Below are 22,591 nucleotides of genomic sequence, written 5' to 3' on the forward strand. Positions count from 1 at the left end.
ACGGATAAAAACTGCCAGATTATATACGGCTTTCTAAAAATTTCACCAACCGTGTGACGAGATCCCCATCCCGGAGCAACTTCTGTGACCAGCTTCGCCCATGTTGCTGCCAAATGGCGCTATATCGTGGCCATTGGGTCCAAAGTTCGCGGCAATCTTCACCACGGTTGAGAGCCAGATTAAAGCGGCGCAGCCATTGGCCGCACTCGGCGGGTAGATCGGATAAGTAGTGGTCAAGGAACTGCTCCAGCTTGACCAGATGGGCCTCCTCCTCCTGTTGGTAGATGTGCCAGAGGAAAGGACGAGCCGCCCACTGGGCCCGCACGAAGGAGTCCTCCCCGCGTACCAGATTGAGATCGCAGCTCCACAGCAGTCGATCGTAGCCAGCCTGATCGGTCATCGGCAGCAGCTTGATGGTGAGGTTGCCCGAGTGGAGTAGGTCCCCCGCGTTGGCTGCAGGGATGGCATCAGTCAGACCGGCACCGGTGAGCACATCGTTGAGAGAGCGCCCCAGCGGCAGCAGCAGGGTGACGGGCGTGGCGCTCTGGCACCAGCTCTCGACCAGACTCTTCAGCGCATCGCTCTCGTAGGTAAAGAGGCTGACCCGCAGCTCGTGCTCTTGTTTTGGCGGCAAACCGAGGCTGGCCCAGTAGGCGGTAAGTCCCGCCTCATCTTGCTGCCACTGTTCCCGTTCGGTGATGAGGTCGCGTTCGCACAAAAGGCCGCCGGTTTTAGCGGTAAAGCCCGGGAAGAAGAAGTATTTATTGAGGCTTTTATTGCCAACCCGCTGGGGCGAGGCGAGACCGTGGCAATCCTCGACCCAGCTCTCCGCCGAGAGGTACTCCAGATTGATCCAGCATGGGGGGCTGGGTTGGCTCGCCATCAGCTCTATGAAGAGGTTGGGCAGCTCGCAGGCAAAAGCCTCGATCACCACTCTGGCCGGGGTCATGTCGGTCGGCAGGGTCTCATGCCAGTGCTGGATATAGATGCCATCGACCCACTGGCCATCCTGCGCTGGGTCGAGCTTGGGGCAGATGCGGGCGAAACTTTCCAGATCGTCCACCCAGAGCCGCACCTGAACCTCATTGCCATGTGCCGCAATATTCCCCTCCCGTTTTAGCTGGCGGGCAAGTCGCCAGGTGACGCCGATGTCACCGAAGTTGTCGACGACGCAACAGAAGATGTCCCAGTCAAACGGGGGCAGGGGAGTAGTCATGGCTCGGGATCCAAGATGCAAAAAACCGGTGCGCAGGGTAGCACACCGGTTGACTGGCTTCTAACCGTCAGCGCGTGACGGTCGCTGCGGCAGGTTACTCCTTGCCGTAGACGTTGTTCTCTTGTTCGCGTACCCGGATAAAGGTAGTGCGCTTGGTCAGCTCTTTCAGCTGGCTGGCACCCACGTAGGTACAGGTGGAGCGCACGCCGCCCAGAATGTCGCGCACGGCGTTCTCGACCGGGCCGCGGTAGGGCAGTAGTACGGTTTTACCCTCGGAGGCGCGGTATTCGGCGACGCCGCCGGCGTGCTTATCCATGGCGCTGGAGGAGCTCATGCCGTAGAACTTCATGAAAGGCTCACCGTCTACATCGACGATCTCGCCACCGCACTCCTCGTGGGCTGCCAGCATGCCGCCCAGCATCACGAAGTCGGCACCGCCGCCGAACGCTTTGGCGACGTCGCCCGGGCAGGTACAGCCGCCGTCACCGACGATCTGGCCGCCGAGGCCGTGGGCCGCATCGGCACACTCGATGATGGCGGAGAGTTGCGGATAACCGACACCGGTCTTGACGCGAGTGGTGCAGACCGAGCCCGGGCCGATGCCGACCTTGACGATGTCGGCGCCGGAGAGGATCAGCTCTTCGACCATCTCGCCAGTCACCACGTTGCCCGCCAGAATGACGTGGTTGGGGCAGGCTTCACGAATTTTGCGCACGAACTCGACGAAGTGTTCGGAGTAGCCGTTGGCCACGTCGACACAGATGAAGCGCAGCGCTTCGGACATGGCGAGGATCTGGCGGGTCTTGGCGAAATCTTCAGCCGAGGTGCCGGTGGAGACCATCACATGGCCCAGCAGCGCCGGGTCGGTCTCGTTGACGAAAGCTTGCCACTGCTCAAGGCTGTAGTGCTTGTGTACCGCGGTCATCATCTCGAAACCGGCCAGCGTGCGTGCCATGGCAAAGCTGCCGACGGTATCCATGTTGGCGGCGATAACGGGTACGCCTTGCCATTGGGTCTGAGTGTGTTTGAAGGTGAACTGACGGGTCAGGCTTACTTGGGAACGGCTCTTGAGAGTAGAGCGCTTGGGGCGGAACAGGACATCCTTGAAACCGAGCTTCAAGTCTTCTTCGATACGCATTACAAATTCCTTATTGAGCCTTGTTGAAAGTCACTTTTGCAGTGGCAAATTTTCGGCAGGCGCAAAAAAACCGGTGGTTTTCAGGCCCTCCGGTTTACAACAGTGTAGGCAAAAATCCCTTCAGAACAAGACTGATAATTCGCTCATTGTTGTGGTAGCCTTTGGCGTCACAACCTGAGGTTAACCACCAGTTTCATCCAGCACCGTTCGGTGCCTTGCTCTCCTACGATATTCCCGCCCGCTTGGGCCGCCATTCGGCCACTCTTTGTCGTCTCTCTCCTGACCCGCCAGATATTATCCAAGTAGCTGAAATAAATCGGATTGACCCACAATGGGACTGTGGTAGATCTGGGCGCAGGATTGACAAGGCAGGGCAGTAAAATGGGCAAGATGATGGTGGGGATCACCCTGATGCTGGCACTGTGTGGCAGTGCGCTGGCAGAGACCCCGACCAGCTATGGCTGGATCGAGAAGGGACTTATTTTGCCCACCGGCGTGGCGGTGAAGATGAAACTCGACACCGGGGCGCTCACCTCTTCCCTCGATGCACGCTCTATCACCAGATTCAAACGGGATGGCAAGCCCTGGGTGCGCTTCATGTTGGTGGTGACCGATGCCGACAGCGGCAAACTGGTCAAGCAGCAGTTCGAACGGCGGGTCGAGCGCAGCGTGACGGTGCGTGGGGCGGGCGGCATGGAGCAGCGGCCAACGGTGACCATGTCCATCTGTCTGGGGGACAAGGTGTATGAGGAGTGGTTCACCCTGCGGGATCGCAGCAAGATGATCTATCCGGTGCTGCTGGGCCGACGTCTGCTGGCGGAGCTGGGCCCGGTGGACTCCAGTCGAACCTTTACCGTGCAGCCAGATTGTCATTGAAAGTAAAGAGCCCGCATCGCGGGCTCTTTACTTATCGCTTATCTTGCCGGCGGCAGCGGGAGCAGCACGCTCACCTCCAGCCCCCCTTTCGGCCGGTTGTGGACATCGAGGTCGGCGCCGTGCAACTGGGCGATGCGTGAGACGATGGCCATGCCGAGACCCACGCCATCCCCCTGCTGGGGATTGACCCGAAAGAAGCGTTCATACAACCGGGGCAAGGCGCTGGCGGGAATGCCGGGGCCATTGTCGCTCACATCCACCCTCACCCGATTGCCCTCTCGCTGAACCCGCACCCTGATCTCGCCCTCCGGCTGGGTGTAGCGCAGCGCATTGTCGATCAGGTTGCTAAACAGCAGTTCGAGCAGGGTGGCCTGCCCCATCACCAGCTGCGGCACTTCACACTCCAGCGACAGCTGCTGATCCTTCTTGAGCGCGATGGGGGCCAGGGTCGCCAGGGTGCCTTGCAGCAGGTGGCCCACCTCCAGCTCGGTCAATACCAGCCCCTGTTGGTTGTCGATACGAGCCTGGGTCAGCAGTTGGCGGATCAGCCGATCGCTGCGGTCGAGGGCCTGCAGCATCTTGTGCAGGGATTGCTGGCGGCTCACTTCATCTTCGGCAGCCAGGGCATTTTCACTGTGGATCCGCAGCACCGCCAGCGGGGTGCGCAGCTCGTGGGCCGCCTCGTTGGTAAACTGTTTCTCCCGCTCTATGGTCTCCGCCAGCGCCTGCATCAGCCGGTTGATCTCGTTGGTGAGGGGGGTCAGCTCCTGAGCGCTTATCTTGAGGCTGAGCGGGCTCAGGTTGGCGGGGTGACGTTCACTGATGGCCTGGGCCAGCTGACGCAGGGGGGCCAGCCCGCGGGTGATGAGCCACCAGAGCAGGGCCAGCAGGAAGGGCAGGGTGATCAGCAGCGGCAGCATGGTGAGGGTGGCCATCTTGCTGGCCAGTTCGCTGCGCTCGTCGTCCCGCTCGGCCACCACCAGCCAGGTCTGCTCCTGCTGGTTGTAGAGAGTGAAGGTGCGCCACTGGTGATTATCTTTTTCGACCGTGTCGAAGCCGATGGCCAGGGTGACCAGCGGCTGATCCGGGGCGCTGGGGGCGCGCAGCAGCAAGCCGCCCTTTTCATCGAGCAGCTGGAAGTAGAGATTGCGTTCGAACTCGTGGCCGTAGGGGGTGATCTCCCGATCCTCGCCGGTCAGGTTGAGACTGGGGTCTTTTTGCCACTCATCGGGATTTTGCGCCTCCCACTCCTGATAGACGGTGCCGTTGGCGGGCAGTTGCCCCTGCTGGGCCATGTAGCGAGCAAGCAGCTGATTGGTGATGCGGGCCGACTGGGCGAGGCGGGCATCAAACAGCTCCTCCATTTCGTGGCTCGCCTCCATGTAGCCGATAAAGGCGCTGATGGTAAGACTCAGGCTCACCAGCGTCAGGATACCGGTGAGCAGAAAGCGGCGAATGGAGCGGGGACGTTTCATCGTGCGGGTGTCCGGCTTGGCTGTTCGAGCTGGGGAATGATGTAGCCGACCCCGCGAATATTGCGGATGAGGTCGCTGTAGAACTTCTTGCGCAGATGGTGGATATGCACCTCTACCGCGTTGCTCTCGGCCCCTTCATCCCAGCCGTAGAGGCTCTGTTGCAGCTGATCCTTGCTCAGCACCCGGCCGCTCTGGCTGATCAGCTCCTGCAGCAACTTGTATTCATGGGGGGTGAGTTTGACCGCTTCCCCCTGATAGGTGACCTGCTGGGATTCGGGATAGATGAGGATGTCGCCATACTCCAGTACCGCCTGAGCCTGCCCCTTGCTGCGACGAACCAGGGCGCGCAGGCGGGCGTTGAGCTCCTGCAGGGCGAAGGGCTTGACCATGTAGTCATCGGAGCCGGCATCAAGGCCGACCACCCGATCGTCCAGCGCATCGCGGGCGGTGAGGATCAGCACCGGCAACTGGTGGCCTTCACGCCGCAACTTGCGCAGCAGGCTGAGGCCATCGATGTCGGGCAGGTTGAGATCGAGGATCAGGGCGGCGAACTCGTCGCTCTTGAGGGCTGCCAGAGCGGGCAACCCCTGTTGCAGCCAGTCCACCGTGTAGCCGCTATGGCGCAGTGCATCCTGCATACCATCCCCCAGCATCACATCATCTTCCACCAGCAGGATCCGCATTCTTTTCTCCCTGTTTGTTGGGTGTGGCGATCTGGCTCAGCGCCAGGGCGTGCCGTGGCATAAACAACCCTGCCCACCAGTATGCAAGCTGGTGGGCAGAGTTTAAATAGTTCTTTGATCCATCAGGATTTTATAGCTTGGCCAGCCGATCGCGGATCTCCATTCTGCGCCCTTCGTCGGCCACTTCGCGGCCCGGGCGAGCCGGGGCGGCCAGCGCCTTGTCGAGATAGGTTTTGGCCTCGGCCTTGCGACCCTGATCCAGCAGGAAGTCGCCATAGAAGAAGTTGGGGTCGATGCCATCCGGATTGATGGCCAGCGCCTGCTTGAGCAGCTGCTCTGCCTTTTCGTCATCGCCAAAGCCGACCGGCCAGCCGGGCACCTGATAGTAGAGGGAGCCCAGACTGGTGTAGGCAGAGCCGTCCAGCGCCTTGGGATCCTGCTTGAGCGCCAGCTCCAGCTTGGCTTTGGCCTCTTTCACCAGACCCAGTGCCCCCAGCCCCCCTTTGGCCCCCGCCCAGGTGCTCTTGACGATGGCCGACCAGATCAGCAGATCGGCGCGAAAAGGCTCCTTGGCGCTGGCCGCTTCGGCCTGGGTGCTCAGGGTTTCGAGGCAGCTCTCTTTCGCCTTGCCGCTCTGTTGATACTGGCAGACGGCCCACTGTTGCTGGATGGGGACGAGGGCATCACCCGCGGCCATGACTGAGGTGGATCCCAGCAGGATGGCGATGGCACAAGAGGTCACTGATTGACGGAAAAAGTTCATATTAATGCTCCTTCTTGGTCGGGATCGGGCGGGACAAGTCTGGTTGTGGCGCGCTGTTGGCGCCAGCATCAGCCGTCCCTGGCTGAAGATGACGGGCATAACGTTTGATGATCGGCAGCTGTCTGGCCAGCGCCTTGTCGACAATGCCGGGCAGCATGGCATTGAGCCGCACGAACAGTTTTTCCGGCCAGCCGAGCCAGCTGCGGCGGGTTTCGTTGCACAGGGCGATGACCGCCTCTTCGGCCACCTCCTGCGGGCTGTCGGTCTGGGTGCCTAGCGCTGCATTCATCTCGTAGGCAGCCTCGGAGTTGAGCTTGGTGCGGGTGGCGCGGGGGGCAAAGTGCAGCACCTTGATGCCGCTCCCCTCCAGCTCCCGTCCCAGCGCTTCGCTAAAGCCGCGCAGGGCAAATTTGCTGGCGCAGTAGACGCTGTAACCGGGGTAGCCGATGCTGCCCAGGCTCGAGCCCATGTTCATGATGATCCCCGGCTTGCGCATGGTTGGCAGCAGGGCACGGGTGAGCTGGATGGGCGCCTCGATATTGAGCAGCAGTTGGCGCTCCACCTGCTCAAAGCTCTGATCTTCCAGCCAGGCAAACTGGTTGCAGCCAGCGTTGTTGATCAGGATGTCGATCCCATGCTCCAGCGCCGGGTGTTGCAACAGCTTGGCCCGCTCCTGTGCAGAGCCGAGGTCGGCGAGCACCACCTGATGGCGCTCGGGATGAGGCAGTGACTTGCACAGCCGCTCCAGTGCCGGGCCGCGACGTCCGTGCAGCAGCAGGCGGGCCCCCTGGGCGGCCAGCTCCTGTGCCAGCTCCTCACCTATGCCACCGCTGGCGCCGGTGAGCAGCACGAGTTTCCCTTCAAGGTTCATGGTATGGATTCCCTTTTTGCTGTCTGCTGCCGACTTACGGTGTGGCGGTGAGGTTGTAGAGCATCTCGCCATAGAGGCGGTAGACCACCTTGGCCCCGTGGATGATGGCGGCCTGATCTGCCGGGCTCTCGACCCGATCCATCAGGGATTCAAAGAATTTGAGGTGCTCCTGATCCAGGGCGCCGTGGGAGCTCAGGTAGCTCATCGCCTGGGGTGGCAGGCCGAGACCCTTTTTCAGCTGGTCGGCGACGGTGAGGGCGATGGCCACGCTGGTGCCTTCCAGCACCTGTACCATGCCGAAGAAGCCCATGGGGTTGCCGCGCTGGATCTGGTCGTAGAGGAAGGCGACCATCAGCTCGATGGACAGCCCGGGCTGGCCGTGGCGCACCGCCTCGGCATCACCGCCACAGGCGCGGATATCGCTTAAGATCCACTCCTGATGGCCATACTCCTCGTCGATGTATTCGGCAATGGCGCCGCGCACCCACTCGTACTCCTGACCCAGCTTGCCGCCGGTTGCCATCAGCAGCGGAACTGTGTGGCGCACGTGGTAGTAAGCCTGCGCCAGAAAGGCGAGATAGGTGTCACGGCTGATATCGCCACGGCGACAGGCTTCGATAATGGGGGCGTTGAACAGATGCTCACGCTCACTGGCAGTGGCTTGTTGCAGAGTCTGGTAGAAGCTCATGACGATTCTCCTGTAAGGCATTGGCTGATTTGCCGGGAAAAGTGTTGGTAAATCTCGTTGCGACGGGGGCGCCCGTTGGCGGTCAGCAGCCCGGGATGTTGATCCAGCGCCACCGGCAACCAGTGGTGCAGCCGGGCATAATCGGGCAGCCGCTGGTTCAGACCGGCGATCTGGTGGGGCAGATCCGCCTCTTTGCCCGGCAGGGGCTGGATCAGCGCCACGTTGGCAGGCTGGCCATCGCCAAACACCACGATGCGGGCGATGGCGGGGCAGAGCTGGGCCTCGGCTTCCACCCACTCGGGGGAGAAGTTGCGGCCAAAGGCGGTGATCTGGACATTCTTCTTGCGCCCGGTGATATGGAGGTAGCCCTCATCATCGAGATGACCCAGATCGCCTGTGGCGATCTGCATGGCAGAAGGTTCGCCAGTGGCGATCTGTTCGGGAGTCGGTTCGTTGCTGCCGAGATAGCCCAGCATGGCACTGCCGCTCACCATAATTTCGCCGTCGCTGGCGATGGTGACCTGACAGTGGGGCAGGGGGCGGCCGACGCTGCCGGGCTTGTCAGCATCCGGGCTGTTGAGCGCCACCACGGAGCCACACTCCGAGAGGCCATATCCCTCATACACCGGCAGGCCGAGCTGGCGGGCATGTTTGATCAGGTCGGGGGCCACCTTGCCGCCACCGACGGCAATAAAGCGCAGGCTCTTGAGCTGTTGGGCCAGCGTTGGGGTGCTGATGCAGAGCGCCAGTAGCAGGCGCAGCAGTTCGGGCACCAGCACCAGACTGTGGGTCGACCAGCGCAGCAGCGCTTCCCCCAGCATGGCCGCATTGAGCGAACTGGAGCCGGTGAAACCGAGCTCCCCGAGGGACGGAATGCGGCTGCAGGCGCCGGTCAGCAGCGGCACATAGAGGCCGGTGATGTTCTCAAGCAGGGTCGCCAGCGGCAGCAGGGTCAGGTGTTTTTCCACCTTGGCTGGCGCAACCCGCTCGGCCAGCGCATGGCTTACCGCCATCATCTGGGTCAGTAACAGGCAGACGCCCTTGGGCTGGCCCGTGGTGCCGGAGGTGTAGGTGATCTTGGCAGTGCCCTTGGGAAGCGCCGGTCGATTGGCCGGGATATAGCGCCAGAGCGGCAGCTCGCCGGTGATCAGCGAGAGCGGCTCGGCGGCATGCCACCCCTGATGATATGGCCCCACCAGCGCATCGGCGCCGCTGCTCTCCAGCAACCAGGCCTGCTGGGCCTGACTGAAGAAGTGGGGCACCGGAATGACCACGATACCGGCACGGGTGCAAGCGAGATCCAGCAGCGCCCAGGGCAGGCCGTTGTCCAGTTGCAGCGCCAGACGGCTGATGTCGAGCTGTTGCAGCTGGCTGGCCAGACGCTGGATCTGTTGCCACAGGGTCTGGTAATCGAGACGCTGCTGGCTGCTCAGCAGCGCAGGGGATTGCGGATCCTCGTGGGCATGTTTGGCGATGGCGTCGAACAGGCTCATTGGGCGCACCTTTTTTGATGGGTCTGGTTATCACTGCTCTTGCTGGTCTCGTCAAACAGGGTCGGCATGGGGGCCAGCAGATTGAGCAGCAGGCTGCGCTGGGCGAGCACCTCGCGCCCCTGATTGATGTCACCCACCATCACCTTGGGTTGGCAGCGGTAGTACTCACCCCAGGCATCGGCGTCGGCTCCCACCTGATGGGCCTGTGCGGGGGCCAGCTCCACCGGATTGAGTTGCAGGCGGGCAAAGCTGTTGCGCAGCTTGGCTGTGCCGGTAAAGACCACGTAGTCGAGGGCGTTTTCACATAGCAGACGACACAGGGCCGCGAACATCAGGCGGGCATTGCCCGGTTCGCTGCAGGCCAGATTGCCCACTTCGATAATGCGGTTGCGTGCCGGATAGACTCCGAGGCGGGTATTGATGGCGGCCTCGATGGGTTGCTCCAGATACTGTTCCAGATAGAGAGGCCCCTCACTGGCATGATTGAGACCACAGGCACCGACCAGCGTCCCGTCCGCCCGATAGAGCCCCAGCAGACAGGGGAGGAAATGGGGGATGCGGGCGTTGAACTCGAGGGTGTAGGCTGCCTGGATATAGGTTTGCAGCGCCATGACCTGCTGCGGGGACTTGGCTAGCAGCAATCGGTAGGGGGCCTGGATCTCGATGGTCATGGGTGACTCCTTCTCTTGCGATGGTTTGAGAGTAAAAGGGCAAACTTAAGAAACCCTTAAGGAGCAAAAAAAGTTGTCAGCGAGCCAGCGGGCAGGCAATCTGCGCCGCTGTTATCCAACAGGAAGCCCCCAAGAGGAACCGCCATGTCATCCACCGTCAGCTGCCCCCTGTGTGCCAGCCATCGCAGTTATCCCCTGCCGGTGGCGGGCAAACGCTATCATCGCTGCCTCGCGTGCGAGCTGGTCTGGCTGGATGAGGCGGATCATCTGGATGAGGCGGCGGAGAAGGCGGTCTATGACGGTCACGACAATCGGGTGGATGATCCCCGTTATCGCACTTTTTTGATGCGGGCTTTTGGCGAAGTGCTGGCGCGGGTGCCGCTACCTGCCAGTGGTCTCGATTTTGGCTGTGGCCCGGGCCCGGCGCTGGTGGCGATGGGGCGTGAGGCGGGTTACCAGATGGCGGGGTATGACAAGTTCTACGCCGATTTTCCAGAGTTGCTGATGCGTCAGTATGACTTCATCACCAGTACCGAGGTGATCGAGCATATCGCCGAGCCGCGCACGGTGCTGGCGCAGTTGTGGGATTGCCTCAAGCCCGGTGGCCTGCTGGTGCTGCAGACCCAGCGGGTGCTCAGTGACGAGCGGTTTAAAAACTGGCGCTATCGCCACGACCCGACCCACATTGTCTTCTTTGCCGAGGCATCGTTTCAGGTGTTGGCCGCCAGCTGGCAGGCCGAACTCAGCTTCCCCCACGCCGATGTGGTGGTATTGCAGAAAGGCACGCCCTGAGGCGTGCCTTCGTCTGTTACTCGGCTGTTTCTTGCTCGGCTCTCGGTTACTCCTTGTAGCCCTTGTCCTGCCACTGGTAGTACATCAGGGCAGATTTGACGCCGATTGACTTGAACGGCTCTGGCGGCAGCCACATCGGCAGCGTCTGCTCCGCGTGGTTGAACCAGGGATGCTCCTTGCCCTGATAGAGGCTGGCCACGATGTCGCCAAACAGGAAGGAGAGGTTGATGCCGTGGCCGTTGTAGCCGAGGGCGTAGTAGATGTTCTTGTGATCCCCCATTACCCCCACCGCTTCAGTGCTGTCGCCGGTCATGCCGAGCACCCCGTCCCACACCTGCTCAAACTTGATCCCCTTGAGGGCCGGATAGAGGGTCACCAGCTCGGTCATCATCATCTCGCTGACCCGATTGAGATCTCCCTTGTAGTTGAGGCCATCGTTGAAGACGTACTCGGCATTGCCACCGCCGATGACGATGCGGTTATCCGGGGTCAACACCAGATGGAACAAGATGTTGCGGGTGTCGTAATAGGGCACCCGACTCTGCCACTGGATGGCGGCCAGCTGTTTTTTGGTAAGCGGCTCGGTGACGGCGCTCTGGGCGTGTACCGGAAAGACCCGCCCGCTGAAGTAGCCAAGTTTTGAGGTATAGCCGTTGGTCGCCAGCACTATGCTGTCGGCGGTCACCTTGTACTTGTCGGCTACATTGAGCTCGATCTGCTTGCCCTCCTTGATCCCCATTACCGGGCTCTGCTCGTAGATGGTGACGCCCGCCTGCTCCACCGCCTTGCGCAGGGCATTGACCAGTTTCATGGCGTGTACTTGGCCGCCATTGGGGTCGTAGACCGCCCCCACGTAGCGGTCGGTGCCGAGTTTTTCCTCTGTGGTATCGGCGTTCCAGTACTGGAGCGGGATGCCGAGGCGATTGGCGGTTTTCACATAGTCGCGGTACTCGGCGATATCCTCCTCATCGAGGATCGCCTCCACATAGCCATCGAGCTTGAGGTCGGCCTCGACGCCGGTTGAGGCGACCAGCGCCTGCAGCTTGCGCATGCTGGCGACGGTGAGATCGTAGTGACGTTTGCTCGCTTCCCCCTCTTCGTAGAGGTCCATCACCTCGGAGCCCGGCAACACCATGCCGCCGTTGCGGCCCGAGGCACCGCTGCCCACCTGTTTGGCCTCGAAGATGGCGATCTTGAGCGACGGATTGGCCTTGGCCAGATGCCAGGCGCTGGAGAGGCCGCTGTAGCCGCCACCTATGATGGCGATATCCACCTTCAGATCTTGTGCCAGCGGGGCACTCTCCTCTGCCGGTTTCTCCTTGAACCAGTAGCTGGTGTTGGGCTCAAAGTCGCTCATCTTGGGGCCGCAGGCGGCGAGGAAAAAACAGCTGATGCACATGGTCAACGCTCGTTGGCAAAGGGTGGTCGGATTCATCTTCTACTCCGGTTACAGATACAAAATATCAAATCATTTCATCGGGTTGGGCGGTATTGACCCGGCGGCCTATGTCTCGCAGCCGGGCCAGCTGATCGGCAAGACCGGGCCCCTCATCCAGGCTGGTGACAAAGTTCCAGAGGTAGGTCATCACAGCATAGACATGGCCTGCCGAGACCTGGGGTTGGGCCATCAGCATGGTGATGGCCAGCAGGAACAGCAGGGAGGCGCTGATGCCGACCGCCAGAAAAGCGAGTGCCTCCCGATCCGAAATCCGGATTCGGAGCCAGGCCAGCGCGCGGTAGTGGCGGGCGAGGCTGGTTGATTGGGCATGGGTGACCAGTTTGACCTCGTGTTCCAGTCGATCGTTGAGCCGCTCGTGCAGCAGCTGGTTCTTGCGCGAAAAGCCGGGCAGCAGCAGGCCGAACAGCAGCAATACCCCCATGCAGGCGATGCCGACCCAGAACTCGATCACCATCAGCATCACGGCCGCCCCGACGATGGAGATCAGGCTGGTGGCCAGGATCGGGATATGTTTCTCGAAGAAGTCGACAAACTCCCGCGCCAGGGTGACCCGCGCCACTATGGTAGATTGCCCCTCCTGCTGCTGGCGTTGTGTCAGGATCACCGGCACCGCCAGTGCCGCATAGATATGGGTAAAGGTGCGGGTATCGACCGCCCGGCGCAGGGCGCCGATGAGCCAGAACAGCAGCACGATCAGGGCGTAGCTTGAAGCCTGCCACCACTGGCCCTTGACGATGGCGTCGATGGCAAAGCCGGCAAACAGGGGATAGACCACCAGCAGGATGTTTTCGAGGGCCACCAGCGAGAAGGTGCCCGCCAGCTTGAGTGGATTGGCCCGCGCAATCGCCCCCAGCGAACGACCGGCCGAGTGTGGCAACGGCGTGGCCTGCTCGTCGCAACTGGCTGCCGAAGTGGTTGGTGTTGTCATGGGTTATCTCCTAAGATGTCGGAAACGCTAAGTTTGAGCGAGTGCTCAAAGCTTGTTTGAGCGACTGCTCAAAGTCAAGCAGAACGATGGATATCGCAGGAGGTCAGATGGCACGCCCATCAGCAGAACAGCGCAAAGAGATGATCATCGAGGCAGTACTGGCCCTGTTTCGAGAGAAGGGGATGGCGGCATCGTCAACCCGTGATATTGCCGAGCGCACCGGTCTGGCGCGCAGTCACGTCTACCACTACTTCAAGGATTGGAAGGAGCTCTGCCTCTGTGCCGTGGAGCGTTTCACCTATCAGGAGATCGCCGAGCAGCGGGAGTGGCTGTTGCCGCTGCCGGCCCGCGAAGCGTTGCCGCTCTTTGTGCGGGACAACCTGCCGACCAGTCAGGATGCCTCCTGGGCCATCTACCTCGATGCCTGGAACGAGTCACTGCGCGACCCTGTGTTTGCCGAGAGCTACCGCAAAATCATTCTGGCGTGGCGCGAGGTGTTGGAGCAGATCCTGCAAAAGGGGATCGACAGCGGCGAGTTTGTAGCGGGCGATGCCCGGCGACTGGCGCGCCAGGTCACCTCCCTCATCAACGGCTATGCCGATGACCTTATTCTGGAGCCGACCCCCGAGACGGTAGAGGCCACTTATCAAGAGATCATGCTGGTGGTCAATCAGCTGGTCTTGCCCCCGGCCCACTCATAGCGGCGCTGGCACACAAGGGAGGGGAGGCATGCCAGCGTGGTACCTCCCCCGGTTTTGTTGGCTATCCGTCGGGCGTGCGATGGTCAGATACCAGGGAGCGGTTGTTGATGTCGATTACCCATTTGTCACTGCAAGATGCCCGTCATCTGCAACTGGCGGCGCAGGGGCTGCTTGCCCCCCGTCGCAGCAAGGCGACCCCGGCTGATCTGCTGGCCACTATTCGCCGCATGGCGCTGCTGCAGATCGATACCATCTCGGTGGTGGCGCGCAGCCCCTATCTGGTGCTCTTTAGCCGCCTTGGCCAGTACGAACCGCGTTGGCTGGAGCAGCTGTTGGCCGACGGCGAGATCTTCGAATATTGGGCCCACGAGGCCTGCTTTGTGCCCCGCGAAGATTACCGATTGCTGCGCCACCGGATGCTTGACCCTGCCGCCATGGGGTGGAAGTTTTCGGCCAACTGGCTCGCCACCCATCAGCAGGAGATTGGCCAGCTGATCGAGCGCATTCGCCGGCACGGTCCGGTGCGGGCGGCTGACTTTGAACGCACAACAGGCAAGGGGAATGGCTGGTGGGACTGGAAACCGGAGAAGCGCCATCTGGAGGTGTTGTTTACCACCGGTCAGCTGATGGTACGGGAGCGGCGCAACTTTCAGCGAGTCTATGATCTCGCCGAGCGGGTCATCCCCGAGTGGAGCGACCAGCGGGATCTGCCAAGCGTCGAGCAGGCGCAGCGGGATATGGTGCGCGCCAGCTGCCGGGCGCTGGGGCTGGTCAAAACCGGTTGGGTGGCGGACTACTACCGGCTGCGGCGCGGCAAATACGATGACCAGCTCCATCAGCTGGCGGACGAAGGGGAGCTGTTGCCGGTACGGGTGGAGGGATGGCAGTACGGCGCTTTTGTGCACGCCTCGCTGGCCGATGAGCTGGCAAGGGCACAGGCGGGCACCCTCAAGGCGACCCATACCACAGCCTTGTCGCCGTTCGATCCGCTGGTGTGGGATCGCAAACGGGCCAGTGAGCTGTTCAACTTCGACTATCGCATCGAATGCTATACCCCGGCCCCCAAGCGCCAGTATGGCTACTTCGTGTTGCCCTTGCTGCATCGTGGCAAGCTGGTGGGCAGGATGGATGCCAAGGCCCATCGCCAGCAGGGGATCTTCGAGATCAAGAGCCTCTATCTGGAAGCCGGGGTGAGAGTGACCCGTACGCTTGCACAGGATCTGGTGAAAGCCCTGCAAAAGCTGGCTGACTGGCACCAGACGCCGCAGCTTCGTTATGGTGCCATTCCGGCCAATTTGCTGGCGTTGTGGCATGAAAGCGCCCCTGCAAAGTGAGCAAAATCTCTTCTGGGCTAAGCTGCAAGAGGGATAAACAGTCCGGGAGCGGGAGATGAAACGAGCGGCAACATGGTGGGCGGGATTGGCGATGGCCATTTTGTCCCCCGCGCTATGGGGGCAAGAGCCACCAGTGAAGATCTGTCTGGGGGAGGGCAACGAGTGGGCCCCCTTTACCTACTGGGAGCGCAAGGACGGTGTGCCCGATACCAGCCGCCTGACCGGTTCGGCGACCACACTCGTGCTCGATGCATTGGAAAAGAGCGGATTGTCATATCAGATCCGCTATCTTCCCTGGGCGCGGGTCCAGCAGGAGCTGGCAGACTATCGCCAGAATGGTCTGTGCGAGTTGACCTGGGATGCCAGTTACAAACCGGAGCGGGCCGAGTTTGCTTTCTACAGCGTTCCTCTCTATTACACCCGCCTCGGCTTTTTCTATCTCAAGCGTCGCTTCCCCGACGCACCAGATTTACAGATGGTCAATCGCTCACGTGTGTGCGGGGTGATTGGCTATAATTACACCCCCTACGGTTTGGCACAGGAGCCACGCAGGGTGAGGCAGTTACAGCAGGCGCTCGATATGCTGGAGCGGGATCGCTGCGATTTTCTGCCAAGCGAAATTGAACCACTGGTGAGTGGCATCAGTCTCGGGATTTACCAGAGCGAGAGTGGATTGCTCAACCTCGTCTTGCCCAGCCGAAAGCAGTTTTACCTGCTGGTCAGCAAGGGCTCCCCCCGCGCTCACGAGCTGGTGAATAACCTCAATCAGGCTCTGGTGGCGTTTCAGGAAGGAGGGCATGCCGACGAGGTGATGCGCCGTTTCTTGCCGCCGATGGAGTAGGTGCTCATCAGGAAATGCAGCTGAAAAGGGCCAGCCTGAGCAATCTTGCTGGCCCTTTTCAGCTGTTCAGGAGGATAAAAAAACCGGGCAGAGTGCCCGGTTTGGTCTATCAGTCAGATGTGATTACTGGAGTACCAGCACCATCAGCAAGCCGACGCTAATGGCAGATACCAGGAAGGCAAAGCCATAGAACACATAGTGGTGCAGCTTGGTGGTGTGGATCCCCAGATCGTGCAGACCGTGGTAGATACGGTGCATACCGTGCCAGACTGGCAGGGCGATGATCACCAGCAGGATGCAGGCACCCCACCAGGAGCTGGCGAACGCGTGCACGCGGTCATAGCTCATGGTTTCCACGTCCATGATGCCCATGGGCACCAGCAGACCGGTGATGAGGACAATGACCGGCAGCAGCATGGCAACGACCATGCCACCCGCACCAAACAGACCCCAGTAAATTGGTTCGTCAGAACGTCTCATTGTTTTCTCCTCAGGCCACGATGATCAGGACAAGCAGGGACACCACCGCCAGCGCCACATACTGGGCGAGAACGATCGGCTTCTCCGGTACCAAGTCTTCACCACGGAAGATACGCATGGCTTTCGGCGCCAGGGCGAACCAGGTTTTGGCATGGAACAGGCACGCCGCCAGAGCGACGACATGGAACAGGATGGCGATCGGGCTTTGCAGGGATTCCAGCCAGCCGTTGAACGCTTCCTGACCCTGAACCAGGCGCATCAGGCCCCACATCAGCACAACGGCGTAGATGGAGACGAAGATACTGGTGCCTTCACGGATCATGTAACCGGTGTAGAAGGCGTTCTTCAGCCACCAGTCTTTCTTCATTTCGCGGACGTAAGGTTTACGTTTGCTATCAGTGTTGTTCATGGTCTCAATCCTGCTCTCAATCTGGCTTGAACATGGCGATCATGTAGTCCTTGGCGCTTTCGACCTTGCCAAGCTGGATGGCCGCTGCCGGATCGACGCCCTTCGGGCACACTTCGGAGCAGTAGCCCACGAAGGTACAGCCCCAGACGCCTTCGTCCTGGCTGATGATGCGCATACGCTCTTTGGCGCCGGCATCACGGTTGTCGACGTTGTAGCGATAGGCCAGAGCCAGTGCCGCCGGACCGGTGAACTTCTTGTTGATGCCGTACTGCGGGCAGGCCGCGTAGCAGAGACCACAGTTGATGCACTGGGAGAACTGCTTGTACTGCGCCATCTGGGCCGGCGTCTGGATGTACTCGCCATCACACAGGCTGCGCGGCTCGCTCGGGATGATGTACGGCTTGATGCTCTCCAGCTTCTCGATGAAGTCGGACATGTCGACCACCAGATCGCGCTCGATCGGGAAGTTGTTGAGCGGCTCGACGGTCATCTTGCCCGGCAGATAGTCGCGCAGGAACGCCTTGCAACCCAGCTTGGGCACGCCGTTGACCATCATGCCGCAGGAGCCGCAGATCGCCATCCGGCAGGACCAGCGGAAGCTCAGGGTTGAGTCCAGGTGATCCTTGATGTACTGCAGAGCATCCAGCAGAGACATCTCTCTCTGGTATGGCACCTGGAAGGTTTGCATCCAGGGCTCGTTATCCTGTTCCGGACGGTAGCGCAGGATCTCAATTTCAATCATCTCAGCCATTCTTCTTAGCCTCGTCTTGTTTCTCACCCTCGGAGCCGTACACGCGTTTTGCCGGCTGGGACTTAGTGATCTTCACATCGGAGTAATCGATGGAGGGCGTTTCGCCATTTTTGTAGAACGAGAGCGTGTGCTTGAGGAAGTTCACGTCATCGCGCTCTTCGTAACCATCCAGACGCTGGTGGGAACCGCGGGACTCTTTACGATTGATGGCGGAGTGCGCCATGGCTTCAGCCACGTCCAGCATGTAGCCCAGTTCGATGGCGTACAGCAGATCGGTGTTGAAGACAGAGGACTTGTCGTTGATCTTGACCTTCTTGTAACGGGCTTTCAGCTCGTTGATCTTGTCGATGGTGCCCTGCATCAGCTCTTCGGTACGGTAGATACCGACACCGGCTTCCATGGACATGCCCAGCTCGTTGCGGATATCGGCCGGGTTTTCGGTACCGTCTATGTCCATCAGGGAGAGGTGCTGCTTGATGAGCGCCTCGGCCTTGGCGGCCAGCGCTTCGGTATTGCCATGCTTCTGAGTCTTGGCAAATTCACCTGCCTGCTCACCGGCCAGCTTGCCGAATACCACGATCTCGGACAGGGAGTTGGAACCCAGACGGTTGGCACCGTGCAGACCGACGGAGGCACATTCGCCCGCGGCGTAGAGGCCGGGCAGACGGGTGGCACACTTGTTGTCAGTCTCGATACCACCCATGGTGTAGTGGGCAGTCGGACGTACCGGGATAGGCTCTTTGGCCGGATCCACGTTGACGTAGGCTTTGGCCAGTTCGCAGATGAACGGCAGACGCTCTTTCAGGTATTTCTCGCCAAGGTGACGCAGGTCGAGGTGAACCACATCGCCCATCGGGCCCTGAATGACGCGACCTTTCTGCTGCTCTTGCCAGAATGCCTGGGAAACACGGTCGCGCGGACCCAGCTCCATGTATTTGCTCTTCGGCTGGCCGATCGGGGTTTCCGGGCCCAAGCCGTAGTCTTGCAGGTAGCGGTAGCCATCCTTGTTCAGCAGGACGCCACCCTCACCACGACAACCTTCGGTCATCAGGATGCCGGTGCCCGGCAGACCGGTCGGGTGATACTGGACGAATTCCATATCACGCAGCGGTACGCCGTGACGGTAGGCGAGTGCCATGCCGTCGCCGGTGACGATGCCACCGTTGGTGTTGTAGCGATAGACACGGCCAGCACCGCCGGTTGCCACGATCACGGATTTGGCCTGGATGAAGCGGGTGATACCGTTCTGGATGTCGAAGGTCAGTACGCCCTGGACACGGCCGTCGTCCACGATCAGATCAAGGCAGAAATGCTCGTCGAAGCGCTTGATGCTCGGGTATTTGACGGAGGTCTGGAACAGGGTGTGCAGAATATGGAAACCGGACTTGTCTGCGGCGAACCAGGTACGCGGAACCTTCATGCCACCAAACGGACGCACGTTGGCTTTACCATCCGGCTTGCGGCTCCAGGGGCAACCCCAGTGCTCCAGCTGGATCATCTCTTTGGTCGCGTTGTTGACGAAGTATTCCACTACGTCCTGCTCGCACAGCCAGTCACCACCGGAGACGGTGTCGTTGAAGTGGTTTTCGAGGGAGTCGTCATCACGGACGACACCGGCGGCGCCGCCTTCGGCAGCAACCGTGTGGCTGCGCATCGGGTAAACCTTGGAAATCAGGGCGATGTCCAGGTCTGGCTGTGATTCGGCTATAGCGATAGCGGCGCGTAAGCCGGTACCGCCAGCACCGATGATGGCCACATCGGTCTTGATAATATCCACATCTGCCTCCTTAGGGATAGATTTGCTGGGCACGATTTTGCTCTATGAAAAAAATTCAGGCTTGATGCAAGTCAAACTGCTAGGTTTTATTCCCTTTTTATTGGTTATTTTTCTATAAAACACCCAAATCCCTGGATGAAAATGTCGTTATTATCGTCATTTTTTGGTGTTACTGAGCAGTTGAACACCTAGCTACGAGCACTTTAACTTCTGGATTGTACGTAGTTTTCTTTCAATAAAATGCGAATCACCTCTCTTTTTAGGTACTCGCGAAAAAAATTTTAAGTTTTTTATTGTAATTTTTTAATGAGAATTATTGGCATTTATCTATTCGGATAGAAATAGGTAATCCGAAATGCTGCGGTGACCACGGCGGTGATCTGATAATTCCAGACGAATTACAAGGATTTCAAGGCGGGGTATTTGGCGGGTAATGTGAGATTACTCACTGAAAATTAAGCGCTATTTAGAAAAATAAAAGGGGCCTGTACGGCCCCTTTTGCTCATCCTCAAATGCGGAACATACCGACCTGATTGCTCAGTTCACCCGAAATATTTTTAAGTTGTTCAGAGAGATGGCGTGAGCTGTCTGCATCCACTGCCAGTTCGTCCGAGACATCTTTCACCGCCTGAATGTTGCGGCTTACCTCATCGGTGACGGCCCGCTGCTCTTCAGCCGCGCTGGAGATCTGGGTCGCCATGTCGGAGATCTGGTTGATCGAGGTGGTGATCTGCTCCAGCGCATGGGTGGCGTTGTTGGCGTCATCCACGCTGTTCTGGGCCAGCAGCTGGCCTTCGTGCATGGTGCTGACCGCCCCCTGGGTATTGCGTTGCAGGGTTTCGATCATATTGCGGATCTCGACGGTGGAGCTGTGGGTACGCTGTGACAGGACGCGCACCTCGTCGGCAACCACCGCAAAGCCGCGACCCTGTTCACCGGCACGTGCCGCTTCGATGGCGGCGTTGAGTGCCAGCAGGTTGGTCTGCTCGGCGATGCCCTGAATGGTGGAGAGGATGGTGTTGATCTCCTGAGCGTTTTTTTCCAGTTCCTGAATGATGTTGGAGGCCTGTTCCACCTGGGTGGCCAGATCGGTGATGGAGCGCTGGTTGCGGGCAATCACCTGCTTGCCATGCTCGCAGCTGCTGGAGGAGCTGCGGGCCGCTTCGGCGGTCTGCTCGGCGTTGCTGGCGACCTCGACCGCGGTGGCCGACATCTCGTGTACCGCAGTGGCGATCTGGGAGATCTCGTTTTGCTGGCGTGCCAGCCCCTGATTGGCCTTTTCCGCCATGCTGTGGGAGGACTTGGCCTGCTGATTGAGTTGGCCGGAGGAGTTGGAGATATCCTGCACCATCACATGGATCCGCTCGATGAAGGTGTTGACGTGTTTGGCAACCGCGCCTACTTCATCCTCACGTTCAATCTTGATCCGGCGGGTCAGATCGCCGTTGCCACGGGAGAGATCGGCAATCGCTTCGCCCAGGGTTTTCAAAGGGGCCAGCGAGCCGTTGATGGCGACATAGGAGAAGCCTGCCACGATCAGTATGGTGATAAGCCCCTGAATGAGGGAAGAGGTGACCATGTTGCGTACCGACTGGTAGGCGGTATCCTCATCAACCATCATGCCGTAATACCAGTTAGTATTGGGGATGGCGTTAAAGTCAAAGACCTCTTTCTTGCCGCTGATCACCAGCTCGTTGATCGTACCGTCATGAGCTATCTGGTTGATGTAAGATGCGGTCAACTCAGGGGCTAACGCAGTGGCGGGTTTCAGGCTCAGGGAGGCATCGGGGTGCGCGATGATGGTGCCATTGCTGTCCACCAGCATGGCGTAGGTGCCCTCGGTGGTGACCGCAAGAATGTCCGAGATCAGTGAGCTGATGGAGACGTCACCGGCGATGACCCCCTGGGTGTTGCCACGCTGGAACGGCTCGGCAATGGTGACAATCAGCTGGCCAGTGGAGATGTCGGCATAGGGGGCTGTGATGACCAGCTTGCCTGCGGCGGCCGCGTCCTTGTACCAGGGGCGTTGACGTGGGTCATAACCGGCGGGCAAATCGGTTGGTTTGCTCTGGATCATCTTGCCGTCTGCGGTACCGGCATAGACCAGGTCGAAGCCACCGGCATTCATGGACTGGGCCAGATGACTGATGGGTTCGTCTTCTTTGGCGAATGCTTCCTTGGTGGTGCTGACCATGCTGATCCGGGAGTCGACCCAGCGGGAGATCCCCTTGACGTTGGCCATGGAGCTTTCGTCGATGATGTTCCAGACCAGTCGCTGGGTCTCGCTGCGCAGTTGCGAGGTGTTGTACCAGACCTGTATCCCGGTGATCACCAGAATGATGACCCCGATAGCCAGGACCAGCTTGTTTTTAATGGATAAGTTCATAGTTACATCCTTGTGAGCGTCAGTCTGAGTGTGTGGAAACTGGTTATTGTTATGTGCCTGTTCTTATCGGCTGAAGTTGAACTCTTTGTATCCCGATCAGCTATTTAAAGTTAGTGCCTAAATCAGAGCTTATCCATATGTGTATCCTTGTCAGGTGGCTACAGGAAACGATCTGGACGATTGGTGAAGATTCCATCGACCCCCATGCTGGCTAGTTTTTCATAATCTTCATGATAATCAACGGTATAAACTAGAACCCTTAATCCGCGTTGATGTGCATCTTCCACCAGTATCCGGTCGACAAAATCCACGTCGCAGTTAAGTGACCAGGCCCCCAGCTCATCAGCAAACAGCGCCAGGTTGAGTGGCAGATTGGCGGTCAGGGCGCCGAGGCGGATATCGGGCCGCAAGGCGGCAAATCGGGCCAGCTCCGGGTGATGGAAGGACGAAACCACCCACTGCTCTGGGGTAAAACCAAGCTCGGCCTCTGCCCTTCGGGTCAGGGATGCCACTGCGTTAGCGGTATCGGCACCCTTGAGCTCGATATGCAGCTCGCAGCGTCCGGCGATAATCTCCATCACTTGCCACAGGGTCGGGATCACCTCTCCCTCACCGGCATCGAGTTGCTCCAGATAGGCTCGTGATTGTTCAGTCAGCACCCCCTTGCCGTTGGTACAACGCTCCAGCCTCCGATCGTGAAATACCCATAACTCGTCATCTGCTGCCTGTACATCCAGTTCGATGGCACTGACTCCCAGCGTCAGTGCTTTTGCCATCGCCTTGAGGGTGTTCTCCGGTGCCAGACCGCTGGCGCCACGATGGGCAATAATCTGCATGTTCTGCTCCTTTTACCTCGCG

General features: G+C 59.7%; 22 protein-coding genes. 5 read left to right on the plus strand and 17 right to left on the minus strand.

Annotated elements, in window-relative coordinates; genetic code table 11:
- Nucleotides 1-19: 19 nt before the first annotated feature.
- Nucleotides 20-1,216: an elongation factor P maturation arginine rhamnosyltransferase EarP gene (earP, locus tag I6L44_RS01200; protein ID WP_216953040.1), complete on the minus strand. Its 1,197-nt coding sequence runs from the start codon at nucleotides 1,214-1,216 to the stop codon at nucleotides 20-22.
- A 94-nt stretch (nucleotides 1,217-1,310) separates the two neighbouring features.
- Nucleotides 1,311-2,354, minus strand: coding sequence for a GMP reductase (locus I6L44_RS01205; RefSeq protein ID WP_005348017.1), 1,044 nt, complete (start codon nucleotides 2,352-2,354; stop codon nucleotides 1,311-1,313).
- Nucleotides 2,355-2,735: 381 nt separating this feature from the next.
- On the opposite strand from I6L44_RS01205, the gene I6L44_RS01210 reads away from it, so the two are divergent.
- Nucleotides 2,736-3,230, plus strand: coding sequence for a RimK/LysX family protein (locus I6L44_RS01210; RefSeq protein ID WP_081990717.1), 495 nt, complete (start codon nucleotides 2,736-2,738; stop codon nucleotides 3,228-3,230).
- A gap of 38 nt (nucleotides 3,231-3,268) precedes the next feature.
- Here the strand turns inward: I6L44_RS01210 and I6L44_RS01215 are convergent, their stop codons facing one another.
- The 7 genes from I6L44_RS01215 to I6L44_RS01245 all read right to left on the minus strand — a co-directional run bounded on the left by I6L44_RS01215 (nucleotide 3,269) and on the right by I6L44_RS01245 (nucleotide 9,874).
- Nucleotides 3,269-4,705 (minus strand): ATP-binding protein, encoded by a 1,437-nt coding sequence (locus tag I6L44_RS01215; protein ID WP_216950291.1) that lies wholly within the window; start codon nucleotides 4,703-4,705, stop codon nucleotides 3,269-3,271.
- Entirely contained in the window at nucleotides 4,702-5,388 is a 687-nt protein-coding gene (locus I6L44_RS01220; RefSeq protein WP_005335091.1) for a response regulator, read from the minus strand. Before I6L44_RS01220 ends, I6L44_RS01215 begins: the two co-directional genes overlap by 4 nt.
- Before the next feature lie 130 nt (nucleotides 5,389-5,518).
- Entirely contained in the window at nucleotides 5,519-6,151 is a 633-nt protein-coding gene (locus I6L44_RS01225) for a tetratricopeptide repeat protein (RefSeq protein ID WP_216950292.1), read from the minus strand.
- Between the two features lies 1 nt (nucleotide 6,152).
- On the minus strand, nucleotides 6,153-7,022 hold the full coding sequence (locus tag I6L44_RS01230; protein ID WP_216950293.1) for an SDR family oxidoreductase: 870 nt from the start codon (nucleotides 7,020-7,022) through the stop codon (nucleotides 6,153-6,155).
- A 34-nt stretch (nucleotides 7,023-7,056) separates the two neighbouring features.
- Entirely contained in the window at nucleotides 7,057-7,710 is a 654-nt protein-coding gene (locus I6L44_RS01235) for a TenA family transcriptional regulator (RefSeq protein WP_216953041.1), read from the minus strand.
- Nucleotides 7,707-9,203, minus strand: a complete 1,497-nt coding sequence (locus I6L44_RS01240; RefSeq protein ID WP_216953042.1) for an AMP-dependent synthetase/ligase — start codon at nucleotides 9,201-9,203, stop codon at nucleotides 7,707-7,709. The genes I6L44_RS01235 and I6L44_RS01240 overlap by 4 nt, the downstream gene beginning before the upstream one ends.
- A complete protein-coding gene (locus I6L44_RS01245; RefSeq protein ID WP_139463518.1) occupies nucleotides 9,200-9,874 on the minus strand; it encodes a thermostable hemolysin in 675 nt (224 codons plus the stop codon). Before I6L44_RS01245 ends, I6L44_RS01240 begins: the two co-directional genes overlap by 4 nt.
- Nucleotides 9,875-10,018: 144 nt before the next feature.
- On the opposite strand from I6L44_RS01245, the gene I6L44_RS01250 reads away from it, so the two are divergent.
- Nucleotides 10,019-10,666 carry a class I SAM-dependent methyltransferase gene (locus I6L44_RS01250; RefSeq protein ID WP_216953043.1) on the plus strand — a complete coding sequence of 216 codons (648 nt, stop codon included), beginning with the start codon at nucleotides 10,019-10,021 and terminating at the stop codon, nucleotides 10,664-10,666.
- Nucleotides 10,667-10,712: 46 nt separating this feature from the next.
- Here the strand turns inward: I6L44_RS01250 and I6L44_RS01255 are convergent, their stop codons facing one another.
- Nucleotides 10,713-12,101 carry an FAD-binding oxidoreductase gene (locus I6L44_RS01255; protein WP_216953044.1) on the minus strand — a complete coding sequence of 463 codons (1,389 nt, stop codon included), beginning with the start codon at nucleotides 12,099-12,101 and terminating at the stop codon, nucleotides 10,713-10,715.
- A 28-nt stretch (nucleotides 12,102-12,129) separates the two neighbouring features.
- On the minus strand, nucleotides 12,130-13,053 hold the full coding sequence (locus I6L44_RS01260; protein ID WP_201904880.1) for an ABC transporter six-transmembrane domain-containing protein: 924 nt from the start codon (nucleotides 13,051-13,053) through the stop codon (nucleotides 12,130-12,132).
- Nucleotides 13,054-13,160: 107 nt separating this feature from the next.
- Here I6L44_RS01260 and I6L44_RS01265 point away from each other — a divergent pair, with 107 nt between their 5' ends.
- The 3 genes from I6L44_RS01265 to I6L44_RS01275 all read left to right on the plus strand — a co-directional run bounded on the left by I6L44_RS01265 (nucleotide 13,161) and on the right by I6L44_RS01275 (nucleotide 15,929).
- Nucleotides 13,161-13,754 (plus strand): TetR/AcrR family transcriptional regulator, encoded by a 594-nt coding sequence (locus I6L44_RS01265; RefSeq protein ID WP_216953045.1) that lies wholly within the window; start codon nucleotides 13,161-13,163, stop codon nucleotides 13,752-13,754.
- Nucleotides 13,755-13,861: 107 nt separating this feature from the next.
- A complete protein-coding gene (locus I6L44_RS01270) occupies nucleotides 13,862-15,088 on the plus strand; it encodes a winged helix-turn-helix domain-containing protein (RefSeq protein ID WP_216953046.1) in 1,227 nt (408 codons plus the stop codon).
- Between the two features lie 91 nt (nucleotides 15,089-15,179).
- Nucleotides 15,180-15,929, plus strand: coding sequence for an ABC transporter substrate-binding protein (locus I6L44_RS01275; protein ID WP_216954313.1), 750 nt, complete (start codon nucleotides 15,180-15,182; stop codon nucleotides 15,927-15,929).
- Nucleotides 15,930-16,052: 123 nt separating this feature from the next.
- On the opposite strand, the gene frdD is transcribed toward I6L44_RS01275, so the two are convergent.
- The 6 genes from frdD to I6L44_RS01305 form a co-directional block, all read right to left on the minus strand.
- Entirely contained in the window at nucleotides 16,053-16,409 is a 357-nt protein-coding gene (gene frdD, locus I6L44_RS01280; protein WP_005335059.1) for a fumarate reductase subunit FrdD, read from the minus strand.
- A 10-nt stretch (nucleotides 16,410-16,419) separates the two neighbouring features.
- The gene (locus I6L44_RS01285; protein WP_005335058.1) at nucleotides 16,420-16,818 is read right to left on the minus strand and encodes a hypothetical protein; all 399 of its coding nucleotides are present in this window, start codon (nucleotides 16,816-16,818) and stop codon (nucleotides 16,420-16,422) included.
- 16 nt (nucleotides 16,819-16,834) lie between these two features.
- A complete protein-coding gene (locus I6L44_RS01290; protein WP_005335057.1) occupies nucleotides 16,835-17,569 on the minus strand; it encodes a succinate dehydrogenase/fumarate reductase iron-sulfur subunit in 735 nt (244 codons plus the stop codon).
- Nucleotides 17,562-19,346, minus strand: a complete 1,785-nt coding sequence (gene frdA, locus I6L44_RS01295) for a fumarate reductase (quinol) flavoprotein subunit (RefSeq protein WP_047437968.1) — start codon at nucleotides 19,344-19,346, stop codon at nucleotides 17,562-17,564. The genes I6L44_RS01290 and frdA overlap by 8 nt, the downstream gene beginning before the upstream one ends.
- A gap of 509 nt (nucleotides 19,347-19,855) precedes the next feature.
- Nucleotides 19,856-21,733 carry a methyl-accepting chemotaxis protein gene (locus tag I6L44_RS01300; RefSeq protein ID WP_216953047.1) on the minus strand — a complete coding sequence of 626 codons (1,878 nt, stop codon included), beginning with the start codon at nucleotides 21,731-21,733 and terminating at the stop codon, nucleotides 19,856-19,858.
- Nucleotides 21,734-21,891: 158 nt separating this feature from the next.
- Nucleotides 21,892-22,569: a glycerophosphodiester phosphodiesterase family protein gene (locus I6L44_RS01305; protein WP_216953048.1), complete on the minus strand. Its 678-nt coding sequence runs from the start codon at nucleotides 22,567-22,569 to the stop codon at nucleotides 21,892-21,894.
- Nucleotides 22,570-22,591: the final 22 nt, after the last annotated feature.

It is taken from the genome of Aeromonas sp. FDAARGOS 1414, assembly GCF_019047065.1.
In the GTDB taxonomy this organism is placed as follows: domain Bacteria; phylum Pseudomonadota; class Gammaproteobacteria; order Enterobacterales; family Aeromonadaceae; genus Aeromonas; species Aeromonas veronii_A.

What these genes read in the sequence shown, in the direction of transcription:
- earP (WP_216953040.1), bottom strand. Translation starts at nt 1,216, where the DNA reads ATGACTACTCCCCTGCCCCCGTTTGACTGGGACATCTTCTGTTGCGTC.
- I6L44_RS01205 (WP_005348017.1), bottom strand. Translation starts at nt 2,354, where the DNA reads ATGCGTATCGAAGAAGACTTGAAGCTCGGTTTCAAGGATGTCCTGTTC.
- I6L44_RS01210 (WP_081990717.1), top strand. Translation starts at nt 2,736, where the DNA reads ATGGGCAAGATGATGGTGGGGATCACCCTGATGCTGGCACTGTGTGGC.
- I6L44_RS01215 (WP_216950291.1), bottom strand. Translation starts at nt 4,705, where the DNA reads ATGAAACGTCCCCGCTCCATTCGCCGCTTTCTGCTCACCGGTATCCTG.
- I6L44_RS01220 (WP_005335091.1), bottom strand. Translation starts at nt 5,388, where the DNA reads ATGCGGATCCTGCTGGTGGAAGATGATGTGATGCTGGGGGATGGTATG.
- I6L44_RS01225 (WP_216950292.1), bottom strand. Translation starts at nt 6,151, where the DNA reads ATGAACTTTTTCCGTCAATCAGTGACCTCTTGTGCCATCGCCATCCTG.
- I6L44_RS01230 (WP_216950293.1), bottom strand. Translation starts at nt 7,022, where the DNA reads ATGAACCTTGAAGGGAAACTCGTGCTGCTCACCGGCGCCAGCGGTGGC.
- I6L44_RS01235 (WP_216953041.1), bottom strand. Translation starts at nt 7,710, where the DNA reads ATGAGCTTCTACCAGACTCTGCAACAAGCCACTGCCAGTGAGCGTGAG.
- I6L44_RS01240 (WP_216953042.1), bottom strand. Translation starts at nt 9,203, where the DNA reads ATGAGCCTGTTCGACGCCATCGCCAAACATGCCCACGAGGATCCGCAA.
- I6L44_RS01245 (WP_139463518.1), bottom strand. Translation starts at nt 9,874, where the DNA reads ATGACCATCGAGATCCAGGCCCCCTACCGATTGCTGCTAGCCAAGTCC.
- I6L44_RS01250 (WP_216953043.1), top strand. Translation starts at nt 10,019, where the DNA reads ATGTCATCCACCGTCAGCTGCCCCCTGTGTGCCAGCCATCGCAGTTAT.
- I6L44_RS01255 (WP_216953044.1), bottom strand. Translation starts at nt 12,101, where the DNA reads ATGAATCCGACCACCCTTTGCCAACGAGCGTTGACCATGTGCATCAGC.
- I6L44_RS01260 (WP_201904880.1), bottom strand. Translation starts at nt 13,053, where the DNA reads ATGACAACACCAACCACTTCGGCAGCCAGTTGCGACGAGCAGGCCACG.
- I6L44_RS01265 (WP_216953045.1), top strand. Translation starts at nt 13,161, where the DNA reads ATGGCACGCCCATCAGCAGAACAGCGCAAAGAGATGATCATCGAGGCA.
- I6L44_RS01270 (WP_216953046.1), top strand. Translation starts at nt 13,862, where the DNA reads ATGTCGATTACCCATTTGTCACTGCAAGATGCCCGTCATCTGCAACTG.
- I6L44_RS01275 (WP_216954313.1), top strand. Translation starts at nt 15,180, where the DNA reads ATGGCCATTTTGTCCCCCGCGCTATGGGGGCAAGAGCCACCAGTGAAG.
- frdD (WP_005335059.1), bottom strand. Translation starts at nt 16,409, where the DNA reads ATGAGACGTTCTGACGAACCAATTTACTGGGGTCTGTTTGGTGCGGGT.
- I6L44_RS01285 (WP_005335058.1), bottom strand. Translation starts at nt 16,818, where the DNA reads ATGAACAACACTGATAGCAAACGTAAACCTTACGTCCGCGAAATGAAG.
- I6L44_RS01290 (WP_005335057.1), bottom strand. Translation starts at nt 17,569, where the DNA reads ATGGCTGAGATGATTGAAATTGAGATCCTGCGCTACCGTCCGGAACAG.
- I6L44_RS01300 (WP_216953047.1), bottom strand. Translation starts at nt 21,733, where the DNA reads ATGAACTTATCCATTAAAAACAAGCTGGTCCTGGCTATCGGGGTCATC.
- I6L44_RS01305 (WP_216953048.1), bottom strand. Translation starts at nt 22,569, where the DNA reads ATGCAGATTATTGCCCATCGTGGCGCCAGCGGTCTGGCACCGGAGAAC.